Annotated in this window: 26 protein-coding genes; 25 read left to right on the top strand and 1 reads right to left on the bottom strand. The window is 31.3% G+C overall.

All coding sequences use genetic code 11. The features are described from left to right. Positions 1–80 precede the first annotated feature (80 nt). Positions 81–224 carry an SAS049 family protein gene (locus HMPREF2629_RS11040; RefSeq protein WP_017176172.1) on the top strand — a complete coding sequence of 48 codons (144 nt, stop codon included), beginning with the start codon at positions 81–83 and terminating at the stop codon, positions 222–224. 98 nt (positions 225–322) lie between these two features. Here the strand turns inward: HMPREF2629_RS11040 and HMPREF2629_RS07290 are convergent, their stop codons facing one another. Next, a complete protein-coding gene (locus HMPREF2629_RS07290; protein ID WP_070813247.1) occupies positions 323–1,327 on the bottom strand; it encodes an LLM class flavin-dependent oxidoreductase in 1,005 nt (334 codons plus the stop codon). Positions 1,328–1,526: 199 nt separating this feature from the next. Between HMPREF2629_RS07290 and HMPREF2629_RS07285 the strand changes: the two genes are divergently transcribed. From HMPREF2629_RS07285 to yhbY, 24 genes are all read left to right on the top strand, one after another. Then, entirely contained in the window at positions 1,527–2,666 is a 1,140-nt protein-coding gene (locus HMPREF2629_RS07285; protein WP_017176174.1) for a cysteine desulfurase family protein, read from the top strand. A 3-nt stretch (positions 2,667–2,669) separates the two neighbouring features. Beyond that, positions 2,670–3,782, top strand: a complete 1,113-nt coding sequence (gene mnmA / locus HMPREF2629_RS07280) for a tRNA 2-thiouridine(34) synthase MnmA (RefSeq protein WP_017176175.1) — start codon at positions 2,670–2,672, stop codon at positions 3,780–3,782. Between the two features lie 86 nt (positions 3,783–3,868). Further along, positions 3,869–4,540 (top strand): tetratricopeptide repeat protein, encoded by a 672-nt coding sequence (locus HMPREF2629_RS07275; protein WP_017176176.1) that lies wholly within the window; start codon positions 3,869–3,871, stop codon positions 4,538–4,540. 1 nt (position 4,541) lies between these two features. After that, positions 4,542–6,965, top strand: a complete 2,424-nt coding sequence (locus tag HMPREF2629_RS07270) for an SF1B family DNA helicase RecD2 (protein WP_061544555.1) — start codon at positions 4,542–4,544, stop codon at positions 6,963–6,965. A 279-nt stretch (positions 6,966–7,244) separates the two neighbouring features. Beyond that, positions 7,245–9,875: an alanine--tRNA ligase gene (alaS, locus tag HMPREF2629_RS07265; RefSeq protein WP_019835422.1), complete on the top strand. Its 2,631-nt coding sequence runs from the start codon at positions 7,245–7,247 to the stop codon at positions 9,873–9,875. Positions 9,876–9,939: 64 nt separating this feature from the next. Then, a complete protein-coding gene (locus HMPREF2629_RS07260; RefSeq protein WP_002448947.1) occupies positions 9,940–10,200 on the top strand; it encodes an IreB family regulatory phosphoprotein in 261 nt (86 codons plus the stop codon). Beyond that, positions 10,201–10,629, top strand: coding sequence for a Holliday junction resolvase RuvX (gene ruvX / locus HMPREF2629_RS07255; protein WP_017176179.1), 429 nt, complete (start codon positions 10,201–10,203; stop codon positions 10,627–10,629). A gap of 14 nt (positions 10,630–10,643) precedes the next feature. Then, a complete protein-coding gene (locus tag HMPREF2629_RS07250) occupies positions 10,644–10,958 on the top strand; it encodes a DUF1292 domain-containing protein (protein WP_017176180.1) in 315 nt (104 codons plus the stop codon). Positions 10,959–11,218: 260 nt separating this feature from the next. Continuing rightward, positions 11,219–11,854 (top strand): O-methyltransferase, encoded by a 636-nt coding sequence (locus HMPREF2629_RS07245; RefSeq protein WP_017176181.1) that lies wholly within the window; start codon positions 11,219–11,221, stop codon positions 11,852–11,854. Positions 11,855–11,856: 2 nt separating this feature from the next. Continuing rightward, positions 11,857–12,780 (top strand): peptidase U32 family protein, encoded by a 924-nt coding sequence (locus tag HMPREF2629_RS07240; RefSeq protein ID WP_017176182.1) that lies wholly within the window; start codon positions 11,857–11,859, stop codon positions 12,778–12,780. A 13-nt stretch (positions 12,781–12,793) separates the two neighbouring features. Continuing rightward, on the top strand, positions 12,794–14,062 hold the full coding sequence (locus tag HMPREF2629_RS07235) for a peptidase U32 family protein (RefSeq protein WP_017176183.1): 1,269 nt from the start codon (positions 12,794–12,796) through the stop codon (positions 14,060–14,062). Beyond that, entirely contained in the window at positions 14,062–14,685 is a 624-nt protein-coding gene (gene udk / locus HMPREF2629_RS07230; RefSeq protein WP_017176184.1) for a uridine kinase, read from the top strand. Before HMPREF2629_RS07235 ends, udk begins: the two co-directional genes overlap by 1 nt. Before the next feature lie 57 nt (positions 14,686–14,742). Beyond that, positions 14,743–15,219, top strand: a complete 477-nt coding sequence (gene greA, locus HMPREF2629_RS07225; RefSeq protein WP_017176185.1) for a transcription elongation factor GreA — start codon at positions 14,743–14,745, stop codon at positions 15,217–15,219. 336 nt (positions 15,220–15,555) lie between these two features. After that, positions 15,556–16,284, top strand: a complete 729-nt coding sequence (pxpB, locus tag HMPREF2629_RS07220) for a 5-oxoprolinase subunit PxpB (protein ID WP_048680284.1) — start codon at positions 15,556–15,558, stop codon at positions 16,282–16,284. After that, a complete protein-coding gene (locus tag HMPREF2629_RS07215) occupies positions 16,274–17,278 on the top strand; it encodes a 5-oxoprolinase subunit C family protein (RefSeq protein ID WP_061544554.1) in 1,005 nt (334 codons plus the stop codon). The genes pxpB and HMPREF2629_RS07215 overlap by 11 nt, the downstream gene beginning before the upstream one ends. Before the next feature lie 2 nt (positions 17,279–17,280). Continuing rightward, entirely contained in the window at positions 17,281–17,721 is a 441-nt protein-coding gene (locus HMPREF2629_RS07210; protein WP_019834850.1) for an acetyl-CoA carboxylase biotin carboxyl carrier protein, read from the top strand. A gap of 16 nt (positions 17,722–17,737) precedes the next feature. Then, complete coding sequence (locus HMPREF2629_RS07205) at positions 17,738–19,099, top strand: acetyl-CoA carboxylase biotin carboxylase subunit (protein ID WP_017176189.1); 1,362 nt, start codon at positions 17,738–17,740, stop codon at positions 19,097–19,099. Then, entirely contained in the window at positions 19,099–19,851 is a 753-nt protein-coding gene (pxpA, locus tag HMPREF2629_RS07200; protein ID WP_048761614.1) for a 5-oxoprolinase subunit PxpA, read from the top strand. The genes HMPREF2629_RS07205 and pxpA overlap by 1 nt, the downstream gene beginning before the upstream one ends. 12 nt (positions 19,852–19,863) lie before the next feature. Continuing rightward, positions 19,864–21,102 (top strand): NRAMP family divalent metal transporter, encoded by a 1,239-nt coding sequence (locus HMPREF2629_RS07195; RefSeq protein ID WP_017176191.1) that lies wholly within the window; start codon positions 19,864–19,866, stop codon positions 21,100–21,102. 167 nt (positions 21,103–21,269) lie between these two features. Continuing rightward, complete coding sequence (locus HMPREF2629_RS07190) at positions 21,270–21,956, top strand: 5'-methylthioadenosine/adenosylhomocysteine nucleosidase (RefSeq protein ID WP_017176192.1); 687 nt, start codon at positions 21,270–21,272, stop codon at positions 21,954–21,956. Positions 21,957–21,983: 27 nt separating this feature from the next. Beyond that, positions 21,984–22,511 carry a YqeG family HAD IIIA-type phosphatase gene (locus HMPREF2629_RS07185; RefSeq protein ID WP_017176193.1) on the top strand — a complete coding sequence of 176 codons (528 nt, stop codon included), beginning with the start codon at positions 21,984–21,986 and terminating at the stop codon, positions 22,509–22,511. Further along, positions 22,512–23,612, top strand: a complete 1,101-nt coding sequence (yqeH, locus tag HMPREF2629_RS07180) for a ribosome biogenesis GTPase YqeH (protein WP_037541052.1) — start codon at positions 22,512–22,514, stop codon at positions 23,610–23,612. Positions 23,613–23,624: 12 nt separating this feature from the next. Further along, on the top strand, positions 23,625–24,431 hold the full coding sequence (aroE, locus tag HMPREF2629_RS07175) for a shikimate dehydrogenase (protein WP_019834855.1): 807 nt from the start codon (positions 23,625–23,627) through the stop codon (positions 24,429–24,431). 6 nt (positions 24,432–24,437) lie between these two features. After that, entirely contained in the window at positions 24,438–24,728 is a 291-nt protein-coding gene (gene yhbY / locus HMPREF2629_RS07170; RefSeq protein WP_017176196.1) for a ribosome assembly RNA-binding protein YhbY, read from the top strand. The last annotated feature ends 4 nt before the right edge of the window (positions 24,729–24,732 follow it).

The following is a 24,732-nucleotide window of genomic DNA, read 5'->3' as shown; positions in this document are numbered from 1 at the left end:
TTTGCTGTGGTATTGGATTAATATAAGTAAAAATTATTTATTAAAAATTAAATGCTTAAATTCGAAAGGAGAATTTCAACATGGGATTCATGGATAAAGCAAAAGATGCAGCAGAGAAATTTAAAAATAGCGATAACGAACAAGTAAATAAAGTAAAAGATAAAATTAATGAATATACTGGCGGAAATAATGACAGTAAAGACGACAAAAAAGACAATAAATAATTAAAATTGTGAGTGGTGATTTTGATCATCACTCTTTTTTTATGAAAAATTTAAAACCTGTTGACAATTTATTTATATTCAACAGGTTTTAATCAATATTATTTATTTAATTTTTGAATGACTCGTTTAAAACGCTCATATGATTCAAATTGTCTATCTTGGTCATAAATATAGCTTACGACCATTATTTCATCAATATCACCATATTCCTCTAAAAATGCTTCTAATTTAGCTTTCACTGTTTCTTCAGAACCAATAAGAGAATCATCAAATCTTTGTTTTGCCATTTCATACTCTCTAGGTGTTAAAAGACCTTTTAAATCATCAGTTGGTGGTTGAACTGGTTGCATTCTTCCTCGAGCAATACTAATGAATACTTGTGCTAAAGAACTAGCTAAATATTCTGCTTCTTTATCAGTTTCTGTCACTATAGCATTTAAACATACAATCATATATGGTTTATCTAATGCTTCAGATGGTTCAAATAAGTCGTGATAAATTTCAATTGCTTCTTTCATTTGCTGTGGTGCAAAATGACCTGCAAAAACATAGGGTAGACCTTTTCTAGCTGCTAAATGTGCAGAGTCAGTTGATGATCCGAGTATATACAACGGTACATTTTTATCTACTGCAGGATAAGCCCTTACATAAGCTTGTTTATTTCCTGGACCAAAATAAGTTTGTAATTGTTCTACTTCTTCAGGGAAAGCATACACACCATTATGTTGATCTCGTCTCAATGCACTTGCTGTCATCATATCAGTACCAGGTGCTCTACCTAATCCTAAATCTACACGATTGGGATAAATGGCTTCTAAGGTACCAAATTGCTCAGCAACAACTAAAGGTGCATGGTTTGGAAGCATGATGCCACCTGAACCAACTTTAATATTATGAGTATGTTCAAGCGTATGTTGTATTAACAATGATGTAGCTGAGCTTACTAAATTAGGTGCATTATGATGTTCTGCAATCCAATAACGCTCATAATCTAATTCATCTAATTTCTGAGCTAAAGCCACCATATCATTAATTGCATCTTTATCAGTTTGACCTTCTCGTATAGGAACTAAATTTAATGCAGAAAATTTTATATCAGACATAGACTATTTCTCCTTTTTATCTTTATTATCTAATAGTTTAACAACTTAAAACGATTACAGTTATTAAATTGCTCATACTTAAAATAATTATTGAAAGAAAAATAGTTAATATATTAATTCATAAACAAGAAGGTAGAAAATTTTAGAATGAGGTGCTATTATAGGAACATTGATAATATTGTGAGGAGTGTACTTAATAATGGAAGTATATGCAGATTATGCTGCAACTACACCAGTCAAACCAGAAGTTATAGAAGCAATGATGGATATATATCAATCGCACTACGGCAATCCATCTTCTATTCACACAGTAGGTAGAGATGCTAGACGTTATTTAGATGAATCTAGAAGAAATGTAGCTCAATTACTAGGTGCTAAACCAAGCGAAGTCATTTTTACTAGTGGTGCTACAGAATCAAATAATACTGCTATTAAAGGTTTAGTCTATGCTAATGAGCATTTAGGTAATCATATTATTACTACAAAAATTGAACATCATTCTGTATTACACGTATTCGAGCAACTAGAAAAAGAAGGATATGAAGTCACATATTTAGATGTAGATGATACAGGTAAAGTTGATTTGGATCAATTGGAAGAAGCCTTAACAGATGATACTATCTTAGTATCTATTATGTTTGTCAATAATGAAGTGGGCACAGTAGAACCTATTTACGATATCGAAAACATTGTTTCTAATTCAAATGCTCTATTACATGTGGATGCAGTCCAAGCAATTAGCCATTTAGATATTAAATTTAGTGAGTTTAATATTGATACCATGAGTATTACTGCTCATAAATTTGGTGGACCTAAAGGTGTAGGTATTTTATTAGTAAAAAACAATACACCAATCGAGTATTCTCAATTAGGCGGGGAACAAGAAACTAAACGCCGTGCTGGAACGGAAAGTGTTCCACAAATAGTTGGAATGACAAAAGCTCTAGAAATAGCTACTAAAAATCGAGATCAAAATAATATTCATTTAATGCAATTAAAAGAACTATTTTTAGTAAGTTTGCAAGAACGTGCAATTCCATTTGAAGTCAATGGTTCAATGGTAGAAACGACTGGCCATATACTTAATTTATATTTTCCATTTATAGATGTAGAAACAATGTTAACTTTATTGGATTTAGCAAATATTTATGTTTCGTCTGGTTCTGCATGTACAGCTGGTTCAACAACTCCGTCACATGTACTTGCTGCTATGTATGAAGATGAAGATCGTGCAAAACATTCAGTTAGATTTAGTTTTAATGAACTCACAACCGAACAAGATATAAAATATATTGTTGCTGAAATTCATAAAATATATCATAAATTTAAGGAGGAATAGAACTTGTCAAATAAAGATATACGTGTTGTAGTTGGTATGTCTGGAGGTGTAGATAGTTCAGTCACAGCATATCTTTTAAAGGAACAAGGATATGATGTCATTGGTATCTTCATGAAAAACTGGGACGACACAGATGAAAATGGTGTATGTACAGCTACAGAAGATTATAATGATGTCATAGCTGTATGTAATCAAATTGGTATACCATATTATGCTGTGAATTTTGAAAAAGAATATTGGGATAAAGTATTCACATATTTCTTAGATGAATATAAAAAAGGTCGTACCCCTAACCCAGACGTCATGTGTAATAAAGAAATTAAATTTAAAGCATTTTTAGAACATGCATTAAAATTAGGAGCCGATTATGTGGCTACTGGTCATTATGCACGAATCCGTCGACATGAAGATGGTCGCGTAGAAATGTTACGTGGGGTAGATGATAATAAGGATCAAACATACTTTTTAAATCAATTATCTCAAGAACAATTATCTAAAGTCATGTTTCCAATTGGAGACATAGAAAAAAAAGAAGTTCGTAAAATCGCTGAAGAACAAGACTTAGCAACAGCTAAGAAAAAAGATTCTACAGGTATTTGCTTTATTGGGGAACGTAATTTTAAATCATTCCTTTCTCAATATTTACCGGCACAATCTGGTGAAATGAGAACACTCAATGGTAAAAAAATGGGCATACACAGTGGTTTAATGTATTATACTATTGGCCAACGTCATGGACTAGGTATTGGTGGAGATGGAGATCCATGGTTTGTTGTTGGTAAAAATCTTGAAGATAATATTTTATATGTCGAGCAAGGCTTCCATCATGATGCATTATATAGTGATTATTTAATTGCTTCCGACGCATCATTTGTTAATCCAGTTGATTTAGAAAATGGATTTGAATGTACTGCTAAATTTAGATATCGTCAAAAAGACACTAAAGTATTTGTTCAAAAAGAAGATGAACAATCTATTCGAGTTACTTTCGACGAACCTGTTCGAGCTATTACACCAGGCCAAGCAGTGGTATTCTATAATGGAGAAGTTTGTTTAGGTGGCGCTACTATAGACGATGTATATAAAACAACAGGTCAACTTAGCTATGTTGTTTAATTTTTAGTAAACCGTTAACTCATTGTAAATGAGAATTAGCGGTTTCTTTTTAATTGCAAATTTATGTTAGAAATGGAGACATGGAAATGATTGAACAAGAAACAATATATCAGTGGATGAATAATGGTAATTATGAAGAAGCCATTAAAGCATTATTTAATAACATTGAAGAGAATCCTAACATTATTGAAAATTATATTAATGCTGGTATTATTTTAGCTGATGTTGGTGAGATTGAGAAAGCAGAAAGATTCTTCCAAAAAGCAATAACATTAGATGACAAAAATGGTGCTGTTTACTATAATTTAGCTAATCTATATTATGAACAATCTCGTTTTCAAGAAGCAATAAAACTTTATCAACGAGCTTTAAAGTATAATATGAATCCCATTGATACTAATTATATGATTGGTATGTCTTTTAGCCAACTAGATGCGCAAAGAGAAGCATTACCCTTTTTTATGACTGCTGCTGAATTAGATCAAACTTTGGACACAGAAGTTCAATTTCAATATGGTTTAACCTTATGTCATTTAGAAATGTTTCAAGAAGCCATTAAGCAATTAAACTATGTTTTATCTATTAATCCTAATCACGTAGATGCATTATATAATTTAGGTCTGGCAACGTATATGGAAACTGAGGATGCTGATGAAGCAATTCAGTATTTTGATAAAGCAATTCAAATTGATCCTAAACATTTATTAAGTCAGCATGCTAAACAAACATTTAAATCTCTAAAAAATGAGGAGGAATAATATGTCAAACCCTACACTATTTGATTACTCAATGGTTAAAGGAACAGTTGATACTATTCTATTTCAAAATAAAGATAACTTTTATACTGTTTTAAAAGTAGATTCCATTGAAACTAATGAATCATTTGATAATCTGCCTACAGTTGTAGGGTTTTTTCCTAATATTGTTGAAGGAGATGTCTATACGTTTAAAGGACAAATTGTTCAACATCCTCGTTATGGTAAACAACTTAAAGCTGAAACATTTGAAAAAGAACTGCCTCAAACTAAAGATGCCATAATAAGTTATTTATCTAGTGATTTATTTAAAGGTATTGGTAAAAAGACTGCTCAGAATATTGTAAATACATTAGGAGAAAATGCAATAAATGATATTTTAACTGATCCTTCTGTTCTCGAAAACGTTCCTAGTTTAGCAAAATCGAAACAAAAACAGATTGCAGAACAAATTAGTGCAAATCAAGAGTCAGAAAAAATAATGATTCGCTTACATGACTTAGGTTTTGGTCCAAAATTATCCATGGCGATTTATCAATTTTATCAATCAGAGACTTTAAAAATTCTAGAAAACAATCCATACCAATTAGTTTATGATGTAAAAGGTATTGGTTTTCAAAAAGCTGATACATTAGCTAGAAATAATGGTATTGCTTATAACGATTCAGAACGTTTAAAAGCTGGGTTATTATATACTCTTGAAGAAGAATGTATAAAACAGGGACATACTTATTTAGATGAAAATGCTGTATTAGAAATTACAGAAGATATGCTTTCAGATAAGCATTTAGATGAAACAATTGAACAAGAACAATTAAAACATGTGCTACAAACACTTTTTGAAGAAAAGAAAATTATTTTAGAGAATAGTCATGTTGCGATTCCAAGTTTATACTATTCAGAACTTAAAAGTGTTCAAAATTTGTATCGTATCAACACATACAAAAATCACTTTAAAATAATAGAGCAATCAGATTTACAGATACATATTGGTGAAATAGAAGATCAAAATAATGTTAATTATGCTAAATCACAACAAGAAGCACTTGAAACGGCGATGAATTCGAAAATAATGTTACTAACTGGAGGTCCAGGAACAGGTAAAACAACTGTTATTAAAGGGATTGTAGAATTGTATGCTGAAATTCATGGTCTATCTCTTAAGTATTCCGATTATCAAGAAGATGATTATCCAATCGTATTAGCCGCCCCAACTGGAAGGGCATCAAAACGTATACAAGAATCAACTGGATTAGAAGCAATGACGATTCATCGATTAATAGGATGGAATCAAGATACTCAACCAGAAGATATTCTTGAAAATGAAATTAAAGCTAAGCTCATTATAATTGATGAAATGTCAATGGTTGATTCTTGGTTGTTCCATCAATTTTTAAGTGCCGTTCCACTAGATGCACAAATTATTTTAGTAGGCGATGAAGATCAATTGCCGTCTGTCGGTCCTGGCCAAGTATTTAAGGATTTAATTGAGTCTAAAGCATTTCCAAGAGTTAATTTAACTGAAGTTTATCGCCAACAAGATGGTTCTAGTATTATTGACTTAGCTCATCGCATGAAACATCATGAGTCAATAGATATTACAAAACGTTATCACGATAGAAGTTTTATTCATTGCAATGTAGAACAAATTCCAACCGTAGTGGAGAAAGTAGTATCTAGCGCTGTAAATAAAGGATATGATATGAGTGATATTCAAGTTTTAGCACCTATGTACAAAGGAAGTGCAGGGATAAAAAGACTTAATCAAGTATTACAAAATATTTTAAATCCTAAAGAAAAAGATACAAGAGAAATAGAGTTTGGCGATATAAAGTTTAGAAAAGGAGACAAAGTTTTACAACTAGTTAATCGACCAAATGACAATATTTTTAATGGTGATATTGGCGTCATAGTAGGTATATTTTGGGCTAAAGAAAATGCACTTAATAAAGATGTACTGATTGTCGATTTTGAAGGAAATGAAATTACATTTACTAGACAAGATTTATTAGAACTCACACATGCTTATTGTACCTCAATCCATAAATCACAAGGATCAGAATTCCCAATTGTTATTATGGCTATTGTCAAACAATATTTTAGAATGTTGCAAAGACCTATTTTATATACAGGTCTGACACGTGCAAAACAATCTTTAGTACTATTAGGAGATCCAAAAGCATTTGACATTGCCTTAAATACTCAAGGTCAAGAAAGACATACACAATTAAAAACACTAATTATAAATTATTTTGGTATGAGTCAGGTTAATATAGACGTAGAAGAGAATGATGAACCGATAAATATAGATGATACAGAGGATAATAATGCAGATGAACACATTACTTTAAGTGAAGAAACAATTTATCAAATTAATCCAATGATTAATATGGGAAATGTTTCACCTTACGACTTTGTTGAACATTGACAATTTAAATAAAAATACTTAAAATAAATTTGAATTCGCATAAAGATGAGTAAACTTTTTAACTTAAGTAGAGATGTACTGGTTGGTGAAAAGTACAAGTTAATCTGTTGAACGCTACTTTGTGTTAACGTTAATATGATAATTAAGTGATGAGAAATTAAATATATTTGAAAAATATTTATTTCTTGTAACTAGGGTGGTACCGCGAAAACGTTCGTCCCTTTGTTGGATGAACGTTTTTTTATTTATAAATGTATTAATTATATTAGGAGTGAAAAAATGAAAAAACTTAAAGCAAGTGATATACGTCAAAAATATATTGATTTCTTTGTTGAAAAAGGTCATATGGTAGAACCATCTGCACCACTTGTGCCTATTGACGATGATTCGTTACTTTGGATAAACTCTGGTGTTGCAACTTTAAAAAAATACTTTGATGGACGAGAAACACCTAAAAAGCCTAGAATAGTGAACTCTCAAAAAGCAATCAGAACAAATGATATTGAAAACGTAGGTTTTACTGCGCGTCATCATACTTTCTTTGAAATGCTTGGAAACTTCTCAATTGGTGACTATTTTAAAAAAGAAGCAATTGAATTTGCTTGGGAATTTTTAACTAGTGACAAATGGATGGGGATGGAACCAGAGAAGCTATATGTAACGATTCATCCAGAAGATGTTGAAGCCTATCGTTTATGGCATGAAGATATTGGTTTAGAAGAAAGTCGTATTATTAGAATTGAAGGGAATTTCTGGGATATTGGAGAAGGACCATCAGGACCTAATACCGAAATTTTCTATGATCGTGGTGAAGCATATGGTCAAAATGATCCAGCAGAAGAAATGTATCCTGGCGGTGAAAATGAGAGATATTTAGAAGTATGGAACTTAGTATTTAGTGAATATAACCATAATAAGGATCATACTTATACACCACTTCCAAATAAAAATATTGATACCGGCATGGGATTAGAACGTATGACGTCTATTTCCCAAAATGTTCGTACCAATTATGAAACAGATTTATTTATGCCAATTATTGAAGAAGTAGAGCATATATCAGGAAAAAAATATCTTGAAAATAACGAACAAGATGTAGCATTTAAAGTCATCGCCGATCATATCAGAACAATCTCATTCGCAATCTCTGATGGCGCTTTACCTGCAAATGAAGGGCGCGGTTATGTTTTACGTCGTCTCTTACGTCGTGCTGTACGTTTTAGTCAAACGCTTGGCATTAATGAGCCATTTATGTATAAATTGGTTGATATCGTTGCTGACATTATGGAGCCATATTATCCAAATGTAAAAGAAAAATCGGATTTTATTAAACGTGTTATTAAATCTGAAGAAGAACGTTTCCATGAAACACTTCAAGAGGGTGTATCTATATTAAATCAACTCATTACGCAAGCAAAAGAATCTACACATCAGATTAATGGTTCAGATGCGTTTAAATTATATGATACGTATGGATTCCCAATTGAGTTAACTGAAGAACTAGCAAGTCAAGAAGGTATTACAGTCGACATGGCAACATTTGAAACTGAAATGGAACAACAACGTACTAGAGCGAGAGAAGCTAGACAAAGTTCACAATCTATGCAAGTTCAAAGTGATGTTTTAAAAAATATTAATACTGAAAGTCAATTTGTTGGATATGAAACAACAGAATATCAAACAATTTTAACAGATTTAATTTATAATGGTAAAACTGTTACATCTGCTGAGGCTGGAGAAACAGTTTACTTTATCTTAAAAGAAACACCATTTTATGCAGTAAGTGGTGGACAAGTTGCAGATAAAGGAACAGTAGGAAATGATCATTTCGAAATAGCCGTTCAAGAAGTTACAAAGGCACCAAATGGACAAAATTTACATCAAGGTACAGTTCAATTTGGACAAGTAAGTGTAAATAGTCATGTAGATGCAACTGTAAATAAAGAAGAACGTAAAGATATACAAAAAAATCATAGTGCCACTCACTTACTACATGCTGCATTAAAAGAGATTTTAGGTGAACATGTTAACCAAGCAGGTTCACTCGTTGAAAGTGAACGATTAAGATTTGACTTTTCTCACTTTGGTCCAATGACAGAAGAAGAGATTGATCAAGTTGAAAGAAGAGTAAATGAAGAAATTTGGAAAGGAATTTCAGTTCATATTCAAGAAATGCCTATTCAAGAAGCTAAAGAAATGGGTGCTATGGCTCTATTTGGTGAAAAATATGGTGATATTGTAAGAGTAGTCAATATGGCTCCATTTTCAATTGAATTATGTGGTGGTATTCATGTAGATAATACGGCTGAAATAGGGTTGTTTAAAATTGTAAGCGAATCAGGTACAGGCGCAGGTGTTAGACGTATTGAGGCACTTACCGGTAAAGCTGCATTCTTATATTTTGAAGATATTCAGAATAAATTTAATTCTGTCAAAGAACAACTTAAAGTAAAATCAGATAAACAAGTTTATGATAAAGTTGTTCAAATTCAAGAAAATGAAAAACAATTGAATAAGCAATTAGAGCAACGTAATAAGGAAATTACTTCACTTAAAATGGGTAATATAGAGGATCAAGTAGAAATGATTAATGGATTTAAAGTATTAGCTACAGAGGTAGAAGTATCTAATCCAAAAGAAATCCGTCAAACAATGGATGATTTTAAATCAAAACAACAAGATACAATTATTATTTTAGCAAGTCATGTTGGTGAAAAAGTTTCGTTAATTGCCGCTGTACCTAAAGAGCTTACAAGTCAGGTTAAAGCCGGAGATATCATTAAAAACATGGCTCCAATTGTAGGAGGAAAAGGTGGCGGTCGTCCAGATATGGCACAAGGTGGCGGCACACAACCTGAAAACATCTCAGAATCATTACGCTTTATTAAAGATTATATTAAAAACCTATAACTTTTTAATCAACTGGTGTAAAATTAATATGTAAGTTAATACATGTCAGAGGAGTGTCGCATCTATGGAAAATATTGATAAAACTATGAAATTCGATTATGATGAAATTCCAAAAGAAAATGTCCAAACAGTTTTAAAAAACGTACATCAAACTCTAGAAGAACGAGGCTACAATGCTGTAAATCAAATTGTTGGTTATTTACTTTCAGGAGACCCTGCATACATTCCACGTCAAAATGATGCACGTAATCAAATACGACATATTGATAGAGATGTAATTATGGAAGAACTCGTTTCAAACTACTTAAAAGAGAATAATAAATAAATGTTAAGTCATAAAATTTTAGGATTAGATGTAGGTAGTAGAACTGTAGGTATCGCAATTAGTGATTTGATGGGCTGGACTGCTCAAGGACTAGACACTCTAAGAATAAATGAAGAAAATGAAGAATTTGGTATTGATAGACTGGTTTCAATCATAAAAGACAATAATGTTGGTTCAGTAGTCATAGGATTACCGAAAAACATGAATAATTCTATTGGTTTTCGTGGAGAAGCATCTCTTAAATACAAAGAATTGCTTCAAGAGGCTTTACCAAATATTGAAATTATTATGTGGGATGAACGTTTAAGTACCATGGCTGCTGAGCGCTCATTATTAGAAGCTGATGTCTCAAGACAAAAAAGAAAAAAAGTAATTGATAAAATGGCAGCAGTTTTCATACTGCAAGGCTATTTAGATTCAATTCAATAAAGGAGAATATCATTATGACTGAACATAATCACAATCATAATACAGAATTAAATATTAGTAATGAAGAAGAATTATTAACGTTATTCGATGAAAATGGAAATGAAGTTTTATATCGAAAAATGCTAGAATTTTATCATCCAGAATTTAAAAAAGAGTATGTTATTTTAGCTGAAGAAGGTGCTCAATCTGATGATGATGACATGATTGAGCTCATTCCAATGATTAATGAACCAGATGAATCTGGTGATGGTGGTAAACTTGTTCCTATCGAAACAGATGAAGAATGGGATATGATTGAAGAAGTTGTAAATACAAATATGGAAGAATAAACAGTCTTTTGTTAATAATAAATCTCTAATCAATGTACTTTGGTTAGAGATTTTTAATATTTCAGACTTAAATTTAATTTAGAATTATGATAAAATATTTAAAGTTAAATTACTATAAGCATAAATTTTTAAATATACAGTCAGTTACTATATTTATACATTAAAATATAAAGTAAGTTTATTATTTTATTTTAAATAATGTAATATTAGTTGACTGATTTATTTTTATGCTTATTGATATTAAAAGGGAAGTTATAGAAGTGGAATCAAATCAATCCTATTTATTAAATCTTCATGAACAGTTAGATAATAATATTGAAGAGCTAAGATTTTATGCAGAAGAACACGCTGTTCCTATAGTAGATAAATTAACTTTAGACATGATAAAACAATTAATTAGAATTCATCATTCGAAAAATATTTTGGAAATTGGAACTGCTATTGGATATAGTTCGATGCAATTTGCTTCTGTTTCACCAGATATTTCTATTACTACTATTGAACGTAATGAGAATATGATAAAACAAGCAAAACTTAATTTTAAAAAATTTGAATACGAAAATCAAATTCGCCTTATAGAGGGCGATGCGCTATCACAGTACGATAAAGTGAGCAATCATTTATATGATATGATATTTATCGATGCAGCTAAAGCGCAATCTCAAAAATTTTTTGAATACTATACACCGTTATTAAAAAAAGGTGGCTTAGTTATTACTGATAACGTTTTGTATCATGGATTTGTATCTGATATAGATATTGTACGATCAAGAAACGTTAAGCAAATGGTAAAAAAGGTACAAAAATATAATACTTGGCTTATGAAACAAAAGAACTATAAAACAAATTTTTTAAATATGGATGATGGTTTAGCCATATCTATTAAAGGAGAATGAATATGACTGAATTACTTGTCACTCCAAAATCTTTAAATCATATGAAAACATTGATAGAACTCGGTGCTGATGCATTTGTGATTGGAGAACAAAAATTTGGATTGCGATTACCTGGAGAATTTAATCGTGAAGATGTTAGAAAAGCAGTTAATTTAGCACACGAACATGATAAAAAAGTATATGTGGCAGTTAATGGTATTTTTCATAATTATCATTTAAATGCCTTAGAAAACTATATTGAATTTTTACATGAAATAAGAGTGGATAGAATAATTTTTGGTGATCCTGCTGTCGTGATGTATGTTAAAAAACAAGATAATCCGATACCATTAAATTGGGATGCAGAAACAATTGTTACGAATTATTTCCAATGTAATTATTGGGGTGGAAAAGGCGCTAAAAGAGCTGTATTAGCACGTGAATTAAATCTAGATGAAATTTTAAATATCAAAAAACATGCAAATGTTGAAATTGAAGTTCAGGTTCACGGTATGACTTGTATGTTCCAATCTAAACGTATGTTATTGGGTAATTATTACACTTTTCAAGATAGACAAATGAAAATCCAACGTAGTGAAAATGATCAAGATTTATTATTGTACGATGAAGAAAGAGAAAATAAATATCCTGTTTTTGAAGATTACAATGGTACTCATATTATGTCTCCTAATGATATCTGTTTAATTGAAGAATTAGAGCCATTCTTTGAAGCAAATATCGATTCATTTAAAATTGATGGTATCTTACAAAGTGAAGCATACATTAATACTGTTACAGCACAATATAGAGAAGCCATTGACTTATATCATGAAGATCCAGAAGCTTATGAAGATGAAAAATTTATGTTAATTGATCCAATAGAAGAAATTCAACCTGAACATCGTCCGTTTGATGAAGGGTTCTTATATAAACAAACAGTATATTAAGGGAGGCGCCAGTATGAAGACGTTAAATGAAATTGAAGTAAATGCTAAAAGAAAAATAAAAAAACCTGAATTATTAGCGCCTGCTGGAAACTTAGAGAAGTTAAAGATTGCGGTTCACTATGGTGCTGATGCAGTATTTTTAGGTGGACAAGAATACGGGTTACGTTCTAACGCTGATAACTTTACAATGGAAGAAATTAAAGAAGGCGTTGAATTTGCAAACCGTTATGGTGCAAAAATTTATGTTACGACTAATATTATCGCTCATGATGAAAATATAGACGGTTTAGAAGATTATTTACGTCAATTAGAAGCTACAGGTGCAACAGGAATTATTGTAGCTGATCCACTTATTATTGAAACATGTAAGAAAGTAGCTCCTAAATTAGAAATTCATCTTTCAACACAACAATCTCTTTCTAATTACAAAGCTGTGGAATACTGGAAAGAAGAAGGACTTGATCGAGTAGTATTAGCTCGTGAAACAGGCGCTATGGAAATGAAAGAGATGAAAGACAATGTTGATATCGAAATAGAAGCCTTTATTCACGGTGCAATGTGCATTGCTTATTCAGGTAGATGTACTTTAAGTAATCACATGACAGCACGAGACTCTAACAGAGGTGGTTGTTGCCAAAGTTGTCGTTGGGATTATGATTTACTAGCTGTTGATGAAGAGGGAGAATTAGATTTATTTTATCAAGATGGCGACGTTGTGCCTTTTGCTATGAGTCCAAAAGATTTAAAATTAATTGAGTCTATTCCTCAAATGATGGATATTGGTATAGATTCTTTAAAAATTGAAGGACGAATGAAATCTATTCATTATATTGCTACGGTAGTATCAGTTTATCGTAAGGTTATTGATGCATATGCAGAAGATCCAGATAATTTTAAAATTAAACCAGAGTGGTTAATTGAATTAGACAAATGTGCTAATCGAGATACAGCACCTGCTTTCTTTGAAGGAACGCCTGGGTATGAAGAGCAAATGTTTGGTGTTCAACAAAATAAAAAGTCACCATATGATTTTTGTGGATTAGTTTTAGATTATGACGAAGCAACTCATATTGCTACAATACAACAAAGAAATCACTTTAAACCAGGCCAAGAAATTGAATTTTTTGGACCTGAAATTGAATCATTTAAACAGGTTATTGATGTCATTTATGATGAAGAAGGAAACCACCTTGATGCAGCACGTCATCCTCTTCAAATTGTTCAAATTAAAGTGGATCATCCTATTTATCCTAATAATATGATGAGAAAGGAAATTGGCTAATGACACAGACAACAATCATCGGAATCGCTGGCGGTTCAGGATCAGGAAAGACAACTGTTACAAATGAAATAATGAAAAACTTAGAAGGCCATAGTGTTGCTTTACTTGCTCAAGATTATTATTATAAAGATCAATCGCACTTAACATTTGAAGAACGTCTTGAAACTAACTATGATCATCCTTTTGCATTTGATAATGATTTACTGATTAGTAATTTAAAGGATTTACGTAATGGTCAAGCGGTGGAAGTTCCAACATATGATTATAAAAATCATACTAGAAGTGATGAAACAATTGCATTTGAACCTAAAGATGTTATTATCGTAGAGGGTATATTTGCTTTGGAAAATAAAACATTACGTGATATGATGGATGTTAAAATATACGTTGATACTGATGCTGATTTACGTATTTTAAGAAGACTTGTACGTGATACAAAAGAGCGAGGGCGCTCAATGGAATCAGTTATTAACCAATATTTAAATGTTGTCAGACCTATGCATAATCAATTTATAGAACCAACAAAAAAATATGCTGATATTATTATTCCAGAAGGTGGAAGTAATAAGGTAGCAATTGATATAATGACAACAAAAATACAAACGCTTGTTGGTAAGCATTAACGAATAATATGTATTTTTTCAGAATTAAATTAACTTGTTGAAAAGGAAGATGAACTTATGGAAAATCAAAAACAATATCCAATGACACAGGAAGGTTATGAAAAATTAGAACAAGAATTAGAAGAACTTAAAACAGTTAAACGTCCTGAAGTAGTAGAAAAAATCAAAGTTGCTAGATCTTTTGGTGACTTATCTGAGAACTCAGAATACGATGCTGCTAAAGATGAACAAGGTTTTATTGAGCAAGATATTCAACGTATTGAACACATGCTTAGATATGCTTTGATTATTGAAGACAACGGTGATAACAATGTTATTCAAATTGGTAAAACTGTTACGTTTGTCGAATTACCTGGCGATGAAGAAGAAAGCTATCAAATTGTTGGATCTGCAGAAGCAGATGCGTTTAAAGGAAAAATTTCGAATGAATCTCCAATGGCGAAAGCACTTATTGGTAAAAGTTTAAATGATGAAGTTCGTGTTCCACTTCCAAATGGTGGAGAAATGAAAGTTAAAATCGTTGATATTAAGTAACAAAAAATCCAAAAATCATTTTGATTTTTGGATTTTTTTATAGTTAAATATTTATAATTATTTAACTAGTAATTAGATATAAGCAAGTACATTCATTTAATTTTTAGAACTTTCACATGACAAAAATATAAATATATGCTTAAATAACAATGTAGACAAATTATATAAATATCTTGTACTGAAAGGGGGTAAGCGATTACATCGATGCATTACTCGCCTTCTTTTATTATTGTCTATTTGAAATACATATGAAACTACTATGAATACGTGGATATTTTATATTACTAATATATAGAATGAAATACGTTATTTATAATTGAAGGAGGACCATCATCTTTGGAAATAAAGATTATTAATGAACAATCAATTGCACTTTATTTTAAAGAAGAAATATCTGAAAGTAATTACAGAGATGTTGAATCCGTTACTAAACATATACACGCTAAAAGAATAGATGGTATCAAAGATGTGATACCGTCATATAGGGCAATTATGATAAGCTTTGATAATAAAAAGCTTAATTTTAATCAATTAATAGATATATTAGATTTAAAGCAGTTAAATGGTGAACATGCTAAAGATATTTCAGATAAAACGATCATACATATTCCAGTATTATATAATTCAGAAGTCGGACCTGATTTATCATATGTAGCTAAACATAACAAACTAACTACTGATGAAGTCATTGAAATCCATACTCAAAATGAATATCTCGTTTACATGTTAGGTTTTATGCCTGGCTTTCCATTTTTAGGCGGATTAGATTCTCGTTTACATACTCCACGTCGAGATGAACCTAGAGTCAACATTGACGCAGGGTCAGTAGGAATAGCAAATAATCAAACTGGTTTATATCCTTCTGATTCACCAGGTGGTTGGCAAATTATTGGAAGAACACCATTAAAAGTATTTGATATCAATGACAATGAAATGTCTTTATATCAAGCGGGGGATTATATCAAGTTTTATTCTATTGATGAAAATACATTTAACGACATCCAAAGTGAAATAGCAGAAAATCGATTTAATAAAGAAAAGTGGGTGTTAAATCATGTCGATTAGTATTATTCAACCTGGTATGTTCACAACTGTTCAAGATGAAGGAAGATTTGGTTTTCAACACCTTGGTTTTTCAAGTGCTGGAGCTATGGATTTATATAGTTATTTAATTGGTAAGTCTTTAATTGGTAATAATGGACCCAGCCTTGAATACACTATTATCGGTCCAACACTTCAATTCAATAAAGATAATACATTTATTTTGACAGGAGCACATGTAAACGCAAAATTAAATGAAGAGACAGTTGATATTAATACTGTGATTTATGCATGTAAAGGCGATATTTTGAAAGTTGGAGCAGTGACTGCAGGCTCCCGTGGTTATATTTTCTTTGGCCATCCTTTAGATATTCAACCAATAGCAGAAAGTTACTCGACACATACTAGAAGTAAAATTGGCGGTTACAAAGGAAGACCATTATCAAAAGGAGATTTGATATGCTTAAAAGAAAATCCATCTTTCAAACAAAACTTGGGTAAAACAACAGTTTATAATGCTATTCCCGAAGATAATATAATACATATTATTACTGGCCCACAAATCGAAGCATTTTCAAAGGAAAGTATAAATAAACTCGTTAATATGGAGTATAAAGTTTCTGAAAAATCTGATAGAATGGGATATCGTCTTAATGGTGAGCGTATTCCTCCTAAAACTGGAGCAGATATTATTTCAGAACCTGTTGCTTTAGGAAGCATTCAAGTCCCAAATGATGGTAATCCTATTATCTTATTAAATGATAAACAAACTATAGGTGGCTATACGAAAATTGCTACAGTTACTCAACTGGATTTAAATAAAATTGCTCAATTTAAGCCGGGAGATTTAATTCGATTTAAGTGGTCAACGATTGAAGAGGCTACAAAGGCTCAGGAACAATATCTAAATCACTTTAATCATTTAAAAACTGAAATTAACACGTCACCAACTTTTAATATGAGCGAAATGAGACCGACAGCAAAGAAATTGACTACAATCATTACAGAGGAGAGATAGTTATGGATATTAAAAAAATAGAAGAAGTCATTAAACTTGTAAAATCAAATGATGTAAAAAAATTTAAATATAAAGATAACAAAAACGAAATCGAATTAGATTTTACTGAACAAAGTAACAATCAAAATAATAGTACTCCAGTAATACAATCTGAAGGACATTCTCAAAATAAAAATATTTCAGAAAATAACCCTTCAAATGATTCAGCAAAAACAATTACTTCTCCTATGGTAGGCACATTTTTCTTACAAGATAGCAAGGAATTAACGGATCCTATAATTCAAGTAGGTGATAACATTAAATCTGGTGATGTTATCGGATATGTTGAAGCAATGAAAGTAATGAATGAAGTGACTAGTGATATAGATGGTGAGATTACCGACATTGTTATTGAACATGGTACAAACGTTGAATACGATCAAGTTCTAGTTAAAGTGAAGTAAAAGGGGGGACAGAAATATGTATCGTTGTTTAGTAGCGAATAGAGGAGAAATTGCGGTACGTATCATTCGAGCGTGTCGAGAAATGGGAATAGAAACTGTTGCAGTATACGCTAAAGGTGATGAAAAAAGTCTTCATGTAAGCTTGGCTGATCAAGCAGTTTGCATTGGAGAAGCAAATCCTTTAGATAGTTATTTAAATATAGAGCGTATTATTGGTGCAGCTGAAATCACAGGTTCTAATGCTATTCATCCTGGATACGGCTTTCTATCGGAGAGTACAACATTTGCCCAAAAAGTTGAAGAAAATGATATTCATTTTATTGGCCCTAACAAAAAAACAATGGAAATGATGGGTGATAAAATAACTGCTCGTCAAACTGTTCATTCAGCAGGAGTGCCAGTTATTCCTGGCTCAACAGATGCAGTAAATTCTGTAGAAGAAATTAAAGAATTAGCAAAAGACATAGGATATCCTTTAGTATTAAAAGCCGCAAGCGGTGGTGGCGGTAAAGGTATTCGAATTGTTAAAGAAGAAAATCAACTTGAAAAATCATTAAAAGAAGCTAAAAGTGAAGGTCAAAAATATTTTAATGATGATCGTGTGTATGTGGAAGCATTTATTCCTGTTGCAAAACACGTAGAGGTTCAAGTGATTGGTGACGGAAAAGAAAATTATGTTCATTTAGGTGAACGAGATTGTTCAGTCCAAAGAAAAAATCAAAAATTAATAGAAGAAGCACCATGTGCAGCATTATCTGAAGAACGACGTGAAAAAATATGTAATGATGCTGTCAAAGTTGCAAAAGCCTCTAATTATCGTAGTGCTGGTACTATTGAATTTTTAGTTACTGAAGATGCACATTACTTTATTGAAATGAACGCAAGAATACAAGTAGAACATACTGTTACTGAAATGCGTGCAGATAGAGATTTATTACAAGCACAATTATATTTGTTATTACATAATAAATTACCGTTTAGTCAAGAAGATATTGTATTCAATGGTCATGTAATAGAGGCACGTATCAACGCTGAAAATCCAGAAAAGAAATTCCAACCTACTCCAGGTAAAGTTAAACGTCTACACTTACCTCAAGGTTTTAATATTAGAGTAGATTCGTTATTATATGCTGGTTATCAAGTATCTCCTTACTATGATTCACTAGTTGCAAAAGTTATCGTAAAAGACTCTAATAGAACTTCTGCGATTAACAAATTAAAAGTGGCACTTGATGAAATGGTAATTGATGGTTTCACTACTACGGCTGATTTTCTATATGCAGTATTAAGTTACCCACCATATGCAAAAGGAAATGCAGAAGAAGTTGATATTAAATTCCTTGAAAAACATCAAATAGTTAAAGGAGTGAAATTATGATGAAAGTTGATTTAAACTGTGATCTAGGTGAAGCATTTGGTAACTATTCATTTGGAGGTGATAAAGATATCATTCCTTTAATTACATCTGCTAATATAGCCTGTGGTTTTCATGCGGGTGATGAAAATGTAATGAATCAAACAGTAAAATTAGCTAAAGAAAATCATGTGAGTATTGGCGCTCATCCCGGACTTCCAGATTTAAAAGGGTTTGGTCGTCGAAAGATGGATATTAGTCCTACCGAAGTATATAACCTAATAGTTTATCAGTTAGGTGCTTTAGAAGGATTTTGTAAAGTACACCAAACACGAATAAATCATGTTAAACCACACGGTGCACTGTATAATATGGGTGCTAAAAATAAAGCAATTGCAAAAGCAATTGCAAAAGCAGTATACGATTTTGATTCTACTATAGTGCTTGTAGGTTTATCTAATTCATTATTAATATCTGAAGCTCAAGCAATCGGATTGAAAACAGCTTCTGAAGTATTTGCTGATAGACGTTACGAAGATAATGGTCAATTAGTTAGTCGTAAAGAACCAGACGCAGTCATTACTGATTCTGACGAAGCATTAAAACAAGTTTTGAAAATGGTAACTGAAAACAAAGTGATAAGTCGCAATGGAAAAGAAATTGATTTGGAAACAGATACAATATGTGTTCACGGTGATGGTAAACATGCACTAGAATTTGTTGAACAAATAAGAAAAAAATTAACGAAAGAAGGCATTGATATTCAATCCTTATAAGGGGGTTTTCTAATGAAAGAAAATTTAAATCAAAAACAAGATAAAGACAATTTTAAATTTACAAAAAGTCATAGACGCTTACTTTATGGATCTGTATTTTTAATGGCTACATCAGCGATCGGTCCTGCATTTCTAACTCAAACTGCTGTGTTTACGGCAGAATTTTATGCAAGTTTCGCTTTTGCAATCTTAATATCTATATTAATTGATATTGGAGCTCAAATTAATATTTGGCGCGTATTAGTTGTAACAGGTTTACGTGGTCAAGAAGTATCAAATAAAGTGTTACCTGGATTAGGAACTTTAATTTCAATATTGATTGCTTTTGGAGGACTTGCTTTTAATATCGGGAACATAGCTGGTGCAGGTTTAGGATTGAATGCAATGTTTGGACTTGATGTTAAATGGGGAGCAGCTATTACAGCCATTTTTGCAATTTTAATATTTGTAAGTAAAAGTGGTCAAAAAATTATGGATATTGTTTCAATGATTTTAGGAGTAATAATGATATTAGTAGTAGCTTATGTCATGGTTGTATCTAACCCTCCCTATGGTGATGCACTTGTTCATACAGTTGCACCAGAACATCCTATTAAATTAATTTTACCAATCATTACTTTAGTTGGAGGAACAGTAGGTGGATACATCACATTTGCTGGTGCACATAGAATACTTGATTCTGGAATGAAAGGTAAAGAGTTTTTACCATTTGTGAATCGTTCAGCTATTGCAGGTATCTTAACTACAGGTATTATGAGAACATTATTATTCTTAGCAGTACTTGGAGTTGTAGTGACAGGTGTCACTTTAAATGCAGATAATCCGCCAGCATCAGTATTTGAACATGCTATTGGACCAATAGGAAAAAATATTTTTGGAGTTGTTATTTTCGCAGCCGCAATGTCATCAGTGATTGGTTCAGCATATACAAGTGCAACTTTCTTAAAAACATTACACAAATCATTATTTAATAAAAATAATTTGATTGTCATTGTCTTCATCGTGATTTCAACAATAATTTTCTTATTAATTGGAAAACCAATTAGTTTATTGATTATTGCAGGAGCAATAAATGGATGGATTTTACCGATTACTTTGGGTGCAATATTGATAGCGAGTAGAAAAAAATCAATTGTTGGAGATTATAAACATCCAATATGGATGTTAGTATTTGGCATTGTAGCAGTTATTGTTACAATTATAACAGGTGTATTGTCTCTACAAGATTTAGCTACTTTATGGAAAGGTTAACCATAAATAAATATGTAATTTAAAATTTAACTGTCGACAGTGTTTAACTGTATCGACAGTTTTTTTATTAAATATTTTTCAAGATGATTTAATGAAAAAAGTTAGTCGTGATGAACTAGAAATTATGTTAGAATAACATGTGCTAAGATTAAAGTTGAGGTGTAAATATGATTGGAATTATTGGAGCTATGGAAGAAGAAGTAGCGATTTTAAAACATAAATTAGTGAATTTAAATGAGATTGAAGTAGCACATGTAAAATTTTATCGTGGGCAACTAAATAATAAAGATGTTGTCTTAACACAAAGTGGAATTGGAAAAGTAAATGCTGCAATTTCGACAACACTATTAATTGAAAAATTTAAACCTACATTGATTATAAATACAGGTTCTGCTGGTGCTTTAGATGATAGTTTATCAGTTGGAGATATTTTAATTAGTAATAATGTGATGTACCATGATGCAGATGCAACTGCCTTTGGATACGACATCGGTCAAATACCTCAAATGCCAGCTCAATTTGAAGCTAACCAACAATTACTCCAATTAACTGAAAAAGTTGTAAAACAACAAAATTTAACCGCTAAAATTGGTCAAATTGTAAGTGGCGATAGTTTTATTGGCAGTAGTGAACAGCGATTAAAAATTAAACGTCAGTTTTCAAAAGCTATGGCAGTTGAAATGGAAGCAACGGCTATTGCTCAAACTTGTTATCAATTTAATTTACCTTTTATCGTTACTCGTGCTGTTTCTGATTTAGCAAATGGGGAAGCAGAGATGTCGTTTGAAGAGTTTCTTGGTAAAGCAGCTCAATCATCAAGTAAAATTGTTGAACAGTTGGTTAATGAAATATAAAAAATAAATAACTTAAAGGTGAAATGAATGGGATTAATTAAAACATATTTTATGCCTAATGATTATGTACAATCTGTATTTCAAATTGATATTGAAAAATTAGCAAATTCTGGTTTTAAAGGTATTATTACAGATTTAGATAATACATTAGTAGGTTGGGACGTTAAAACACCAACGAAAGAAATACAAGAATGGTTTAAAAAGGCAAATGATTTAGGTTTAACGATTACAATAGTATCAAATAATAATGAAAAACGTGTTTCCGGTTTTTCGAAAGACTTAGACGTTGATTTTATCTTTAAAGCTAGAAAACCTATGGGAAGAGCTTTTAAAAAAGCGATACAACACATGAATATTAAACCAGAAGAAACAATCGTTATAGGTGACCAAATGCTTACAGACGTACTTGGTGGCAATAATAACGGTCTATATACTATCATGGTAGTTCCTGTCAAAAAGACAGATGGATTTTTAACTAGACTAAATAGAATAATCGAACGTCGATTATTAAACTATTTTAAAAGAAAAGGTTATATTACATGGGAGGAAAATTGATTGGATGAAACTTTAAAATGTATCGGTTGTGGCGCTCCTTTACAATCTGAAGATAAAAACGCACCTGGGTATGTGCCAGAACATAATTTATTTAGAGATGATGTTATATGCCAACGTTGTTTTAGATTAAAAAATTATAATGAAATACAAGATGTAGGAATGGATAGTGAAGATTTTTTAAATTTATTAAATGGATTATCCGATAGACAAGGGATTATCGTTAACGTAGTTGATGTTTTTGACTTTGAAGGATCGTTTATTAATGCTTTAAAACGAATTGTAGGAAATAAGAAAATCATTTTGGCAGCGAATAAATTAGATCTTTTACCAAGACAAATTAACCAACGTCGTGTAAAAGAATGGTTAAAAAGAACAGCTAGAAAGTATGGATTAGAAGCTGAAGAGGTGGTATTAATATCAGCTCATAAAGGATGGGGTATTGATGCACTTTTAGAATCAATCAACCGTTTTAGAAATCATCAAGATGTTTATATCGTTGGTACTACAAATGTTGGTAAATCAACTTTAATCAATAAATTAATTGAGCAAAGTGTAGGTGAAAAAGATGTCGTTACAACATCAAGATTTCCAGGTACAACATTAGATATGATAGATATTCCTTTAGATGAGAAAACTTTTATGTATGACACACCTGGCATTATACAAGCGCATCAAATGACCCATTATGTTACTGAAAAAGAATTAAAAGTGATTATTCCTAAGAATGAAATTAAACAACGTGTATTTCAATTAAATGAGGGACAAACTTTATTCTTCGGTGGATTAGCTAGGATAGATTATGTTTCTGGTGGGAAACGACCACTTGTATGTTATTTTTCTAATGATTTAAATATTCATAGAACTAAAACTGAAAAGGCAAATGATTTATGGCGAAAGCAAATAGGACATTTATTAAGTCCACCTAGTAATCCAGAAAAATTTAATATAAGTGATATGAAAGCTGTACGTCTAGAAACAGGGAAAGAAAAACGTGACATTATGATTTCTGGATTGGGCTTTATTACAATCGAAGCAGGTGCAAAAGTGATTGTCCGAGTTCCTAAAAGTGTTGATGTTGTTTTAAGACAATCTATTATGTAGGGAGGATTCATAATGAAATTTGCAGTGATAGGAGATCCGATTTCACATTCATTATCACCAGTGATGCATAATACTAATTTTAAAGTTTTAGGTTTAAATGATACTTATGAAGCATTGCATATACCGGTTCAAGATTTCGATAATATTAAAGAAATAATAACTGAAAAAAATTTAAGTGGATTTAATGTTACTATTCCTCATAAAGAACGCATCATTCCATTCTTAGATGATATTGATGAACAAGCTAAAGCTGTAGGTGCAGTGAATACTGTGAAAATAGAGGGGAATAAATGGATTGGTTATAATACTGATGGTCTTGGATACGTAAAAGGATTAAAACAAGTATATCCTGACTTATCTAATGCATATATTTTAATTCTTGGAGCTGGGGGCGCAAGCAAAGGTATTGCAACTGCACTTTCACAATGTGTACAGCCTAAATTAACTATAGCGAATAGAACAATGAGTCGCTTTGATAATTGGAAATTAGATATTAATGCGATTACCCTACAACAAGCTGAACAATATCTTGATGAGTTTGATATTATTATTAATACAACATCAGCAGGATTAGATAATAATAAAGAGAGTGTAATTCGTCTCAATCAATTATCACCGAATACATTGGTAAGTGATATCATTTATATTCCCTATAAAACATCATTTTTACAACAAGCTGAAGAGAAGGGTAACCCTATTTATAATGGTCTAGATATGTTTGTATATCAAGGTGCTGAGAGCTTTAAAATATGGACTGGCAAAGATGCTGAAATTAAAGAAATGAAATTAGCAGTTTTAAATCAATTAAAAGGAGAATAATATGCTATGCTAACAGGTAAACAAAAAAGATATTTAAGAAGTTTGGCGCATAACATTGATCCAATTTTTCAAATAGGTAAAGCTGGAATTAATGATAATATGATTAGTCAAATAGATGAAACACTAGAAAATAGAGAATTAATTAAAATTCATATACTTCAAAATAATTTTGATGATAAAAACGATTTAGCCCAAACGCTAAGTCAAGCTACTAATAGTGAAGTGGTCCAAGTCATTGGATCAATGATAATCATTTATAGAGAATCTCAAGAAAATAAGGAAATTTCATTACCATAATTCT

The sequence above is a fragment of the Staphylococcus sp. HMSC034C12 genome (genome assembly GCF_001835895.1).
In the GTDB taxonomy this organism is placed as follows: Bacteria; Bacillota; Bacilli; order Staphylococcales; family Staphylococcaceae; genus Staphylococcus; species Staphylococcus hominis.
This window is presented reverse-complemented; position numbering and strand designations above follow the sequence as displayed.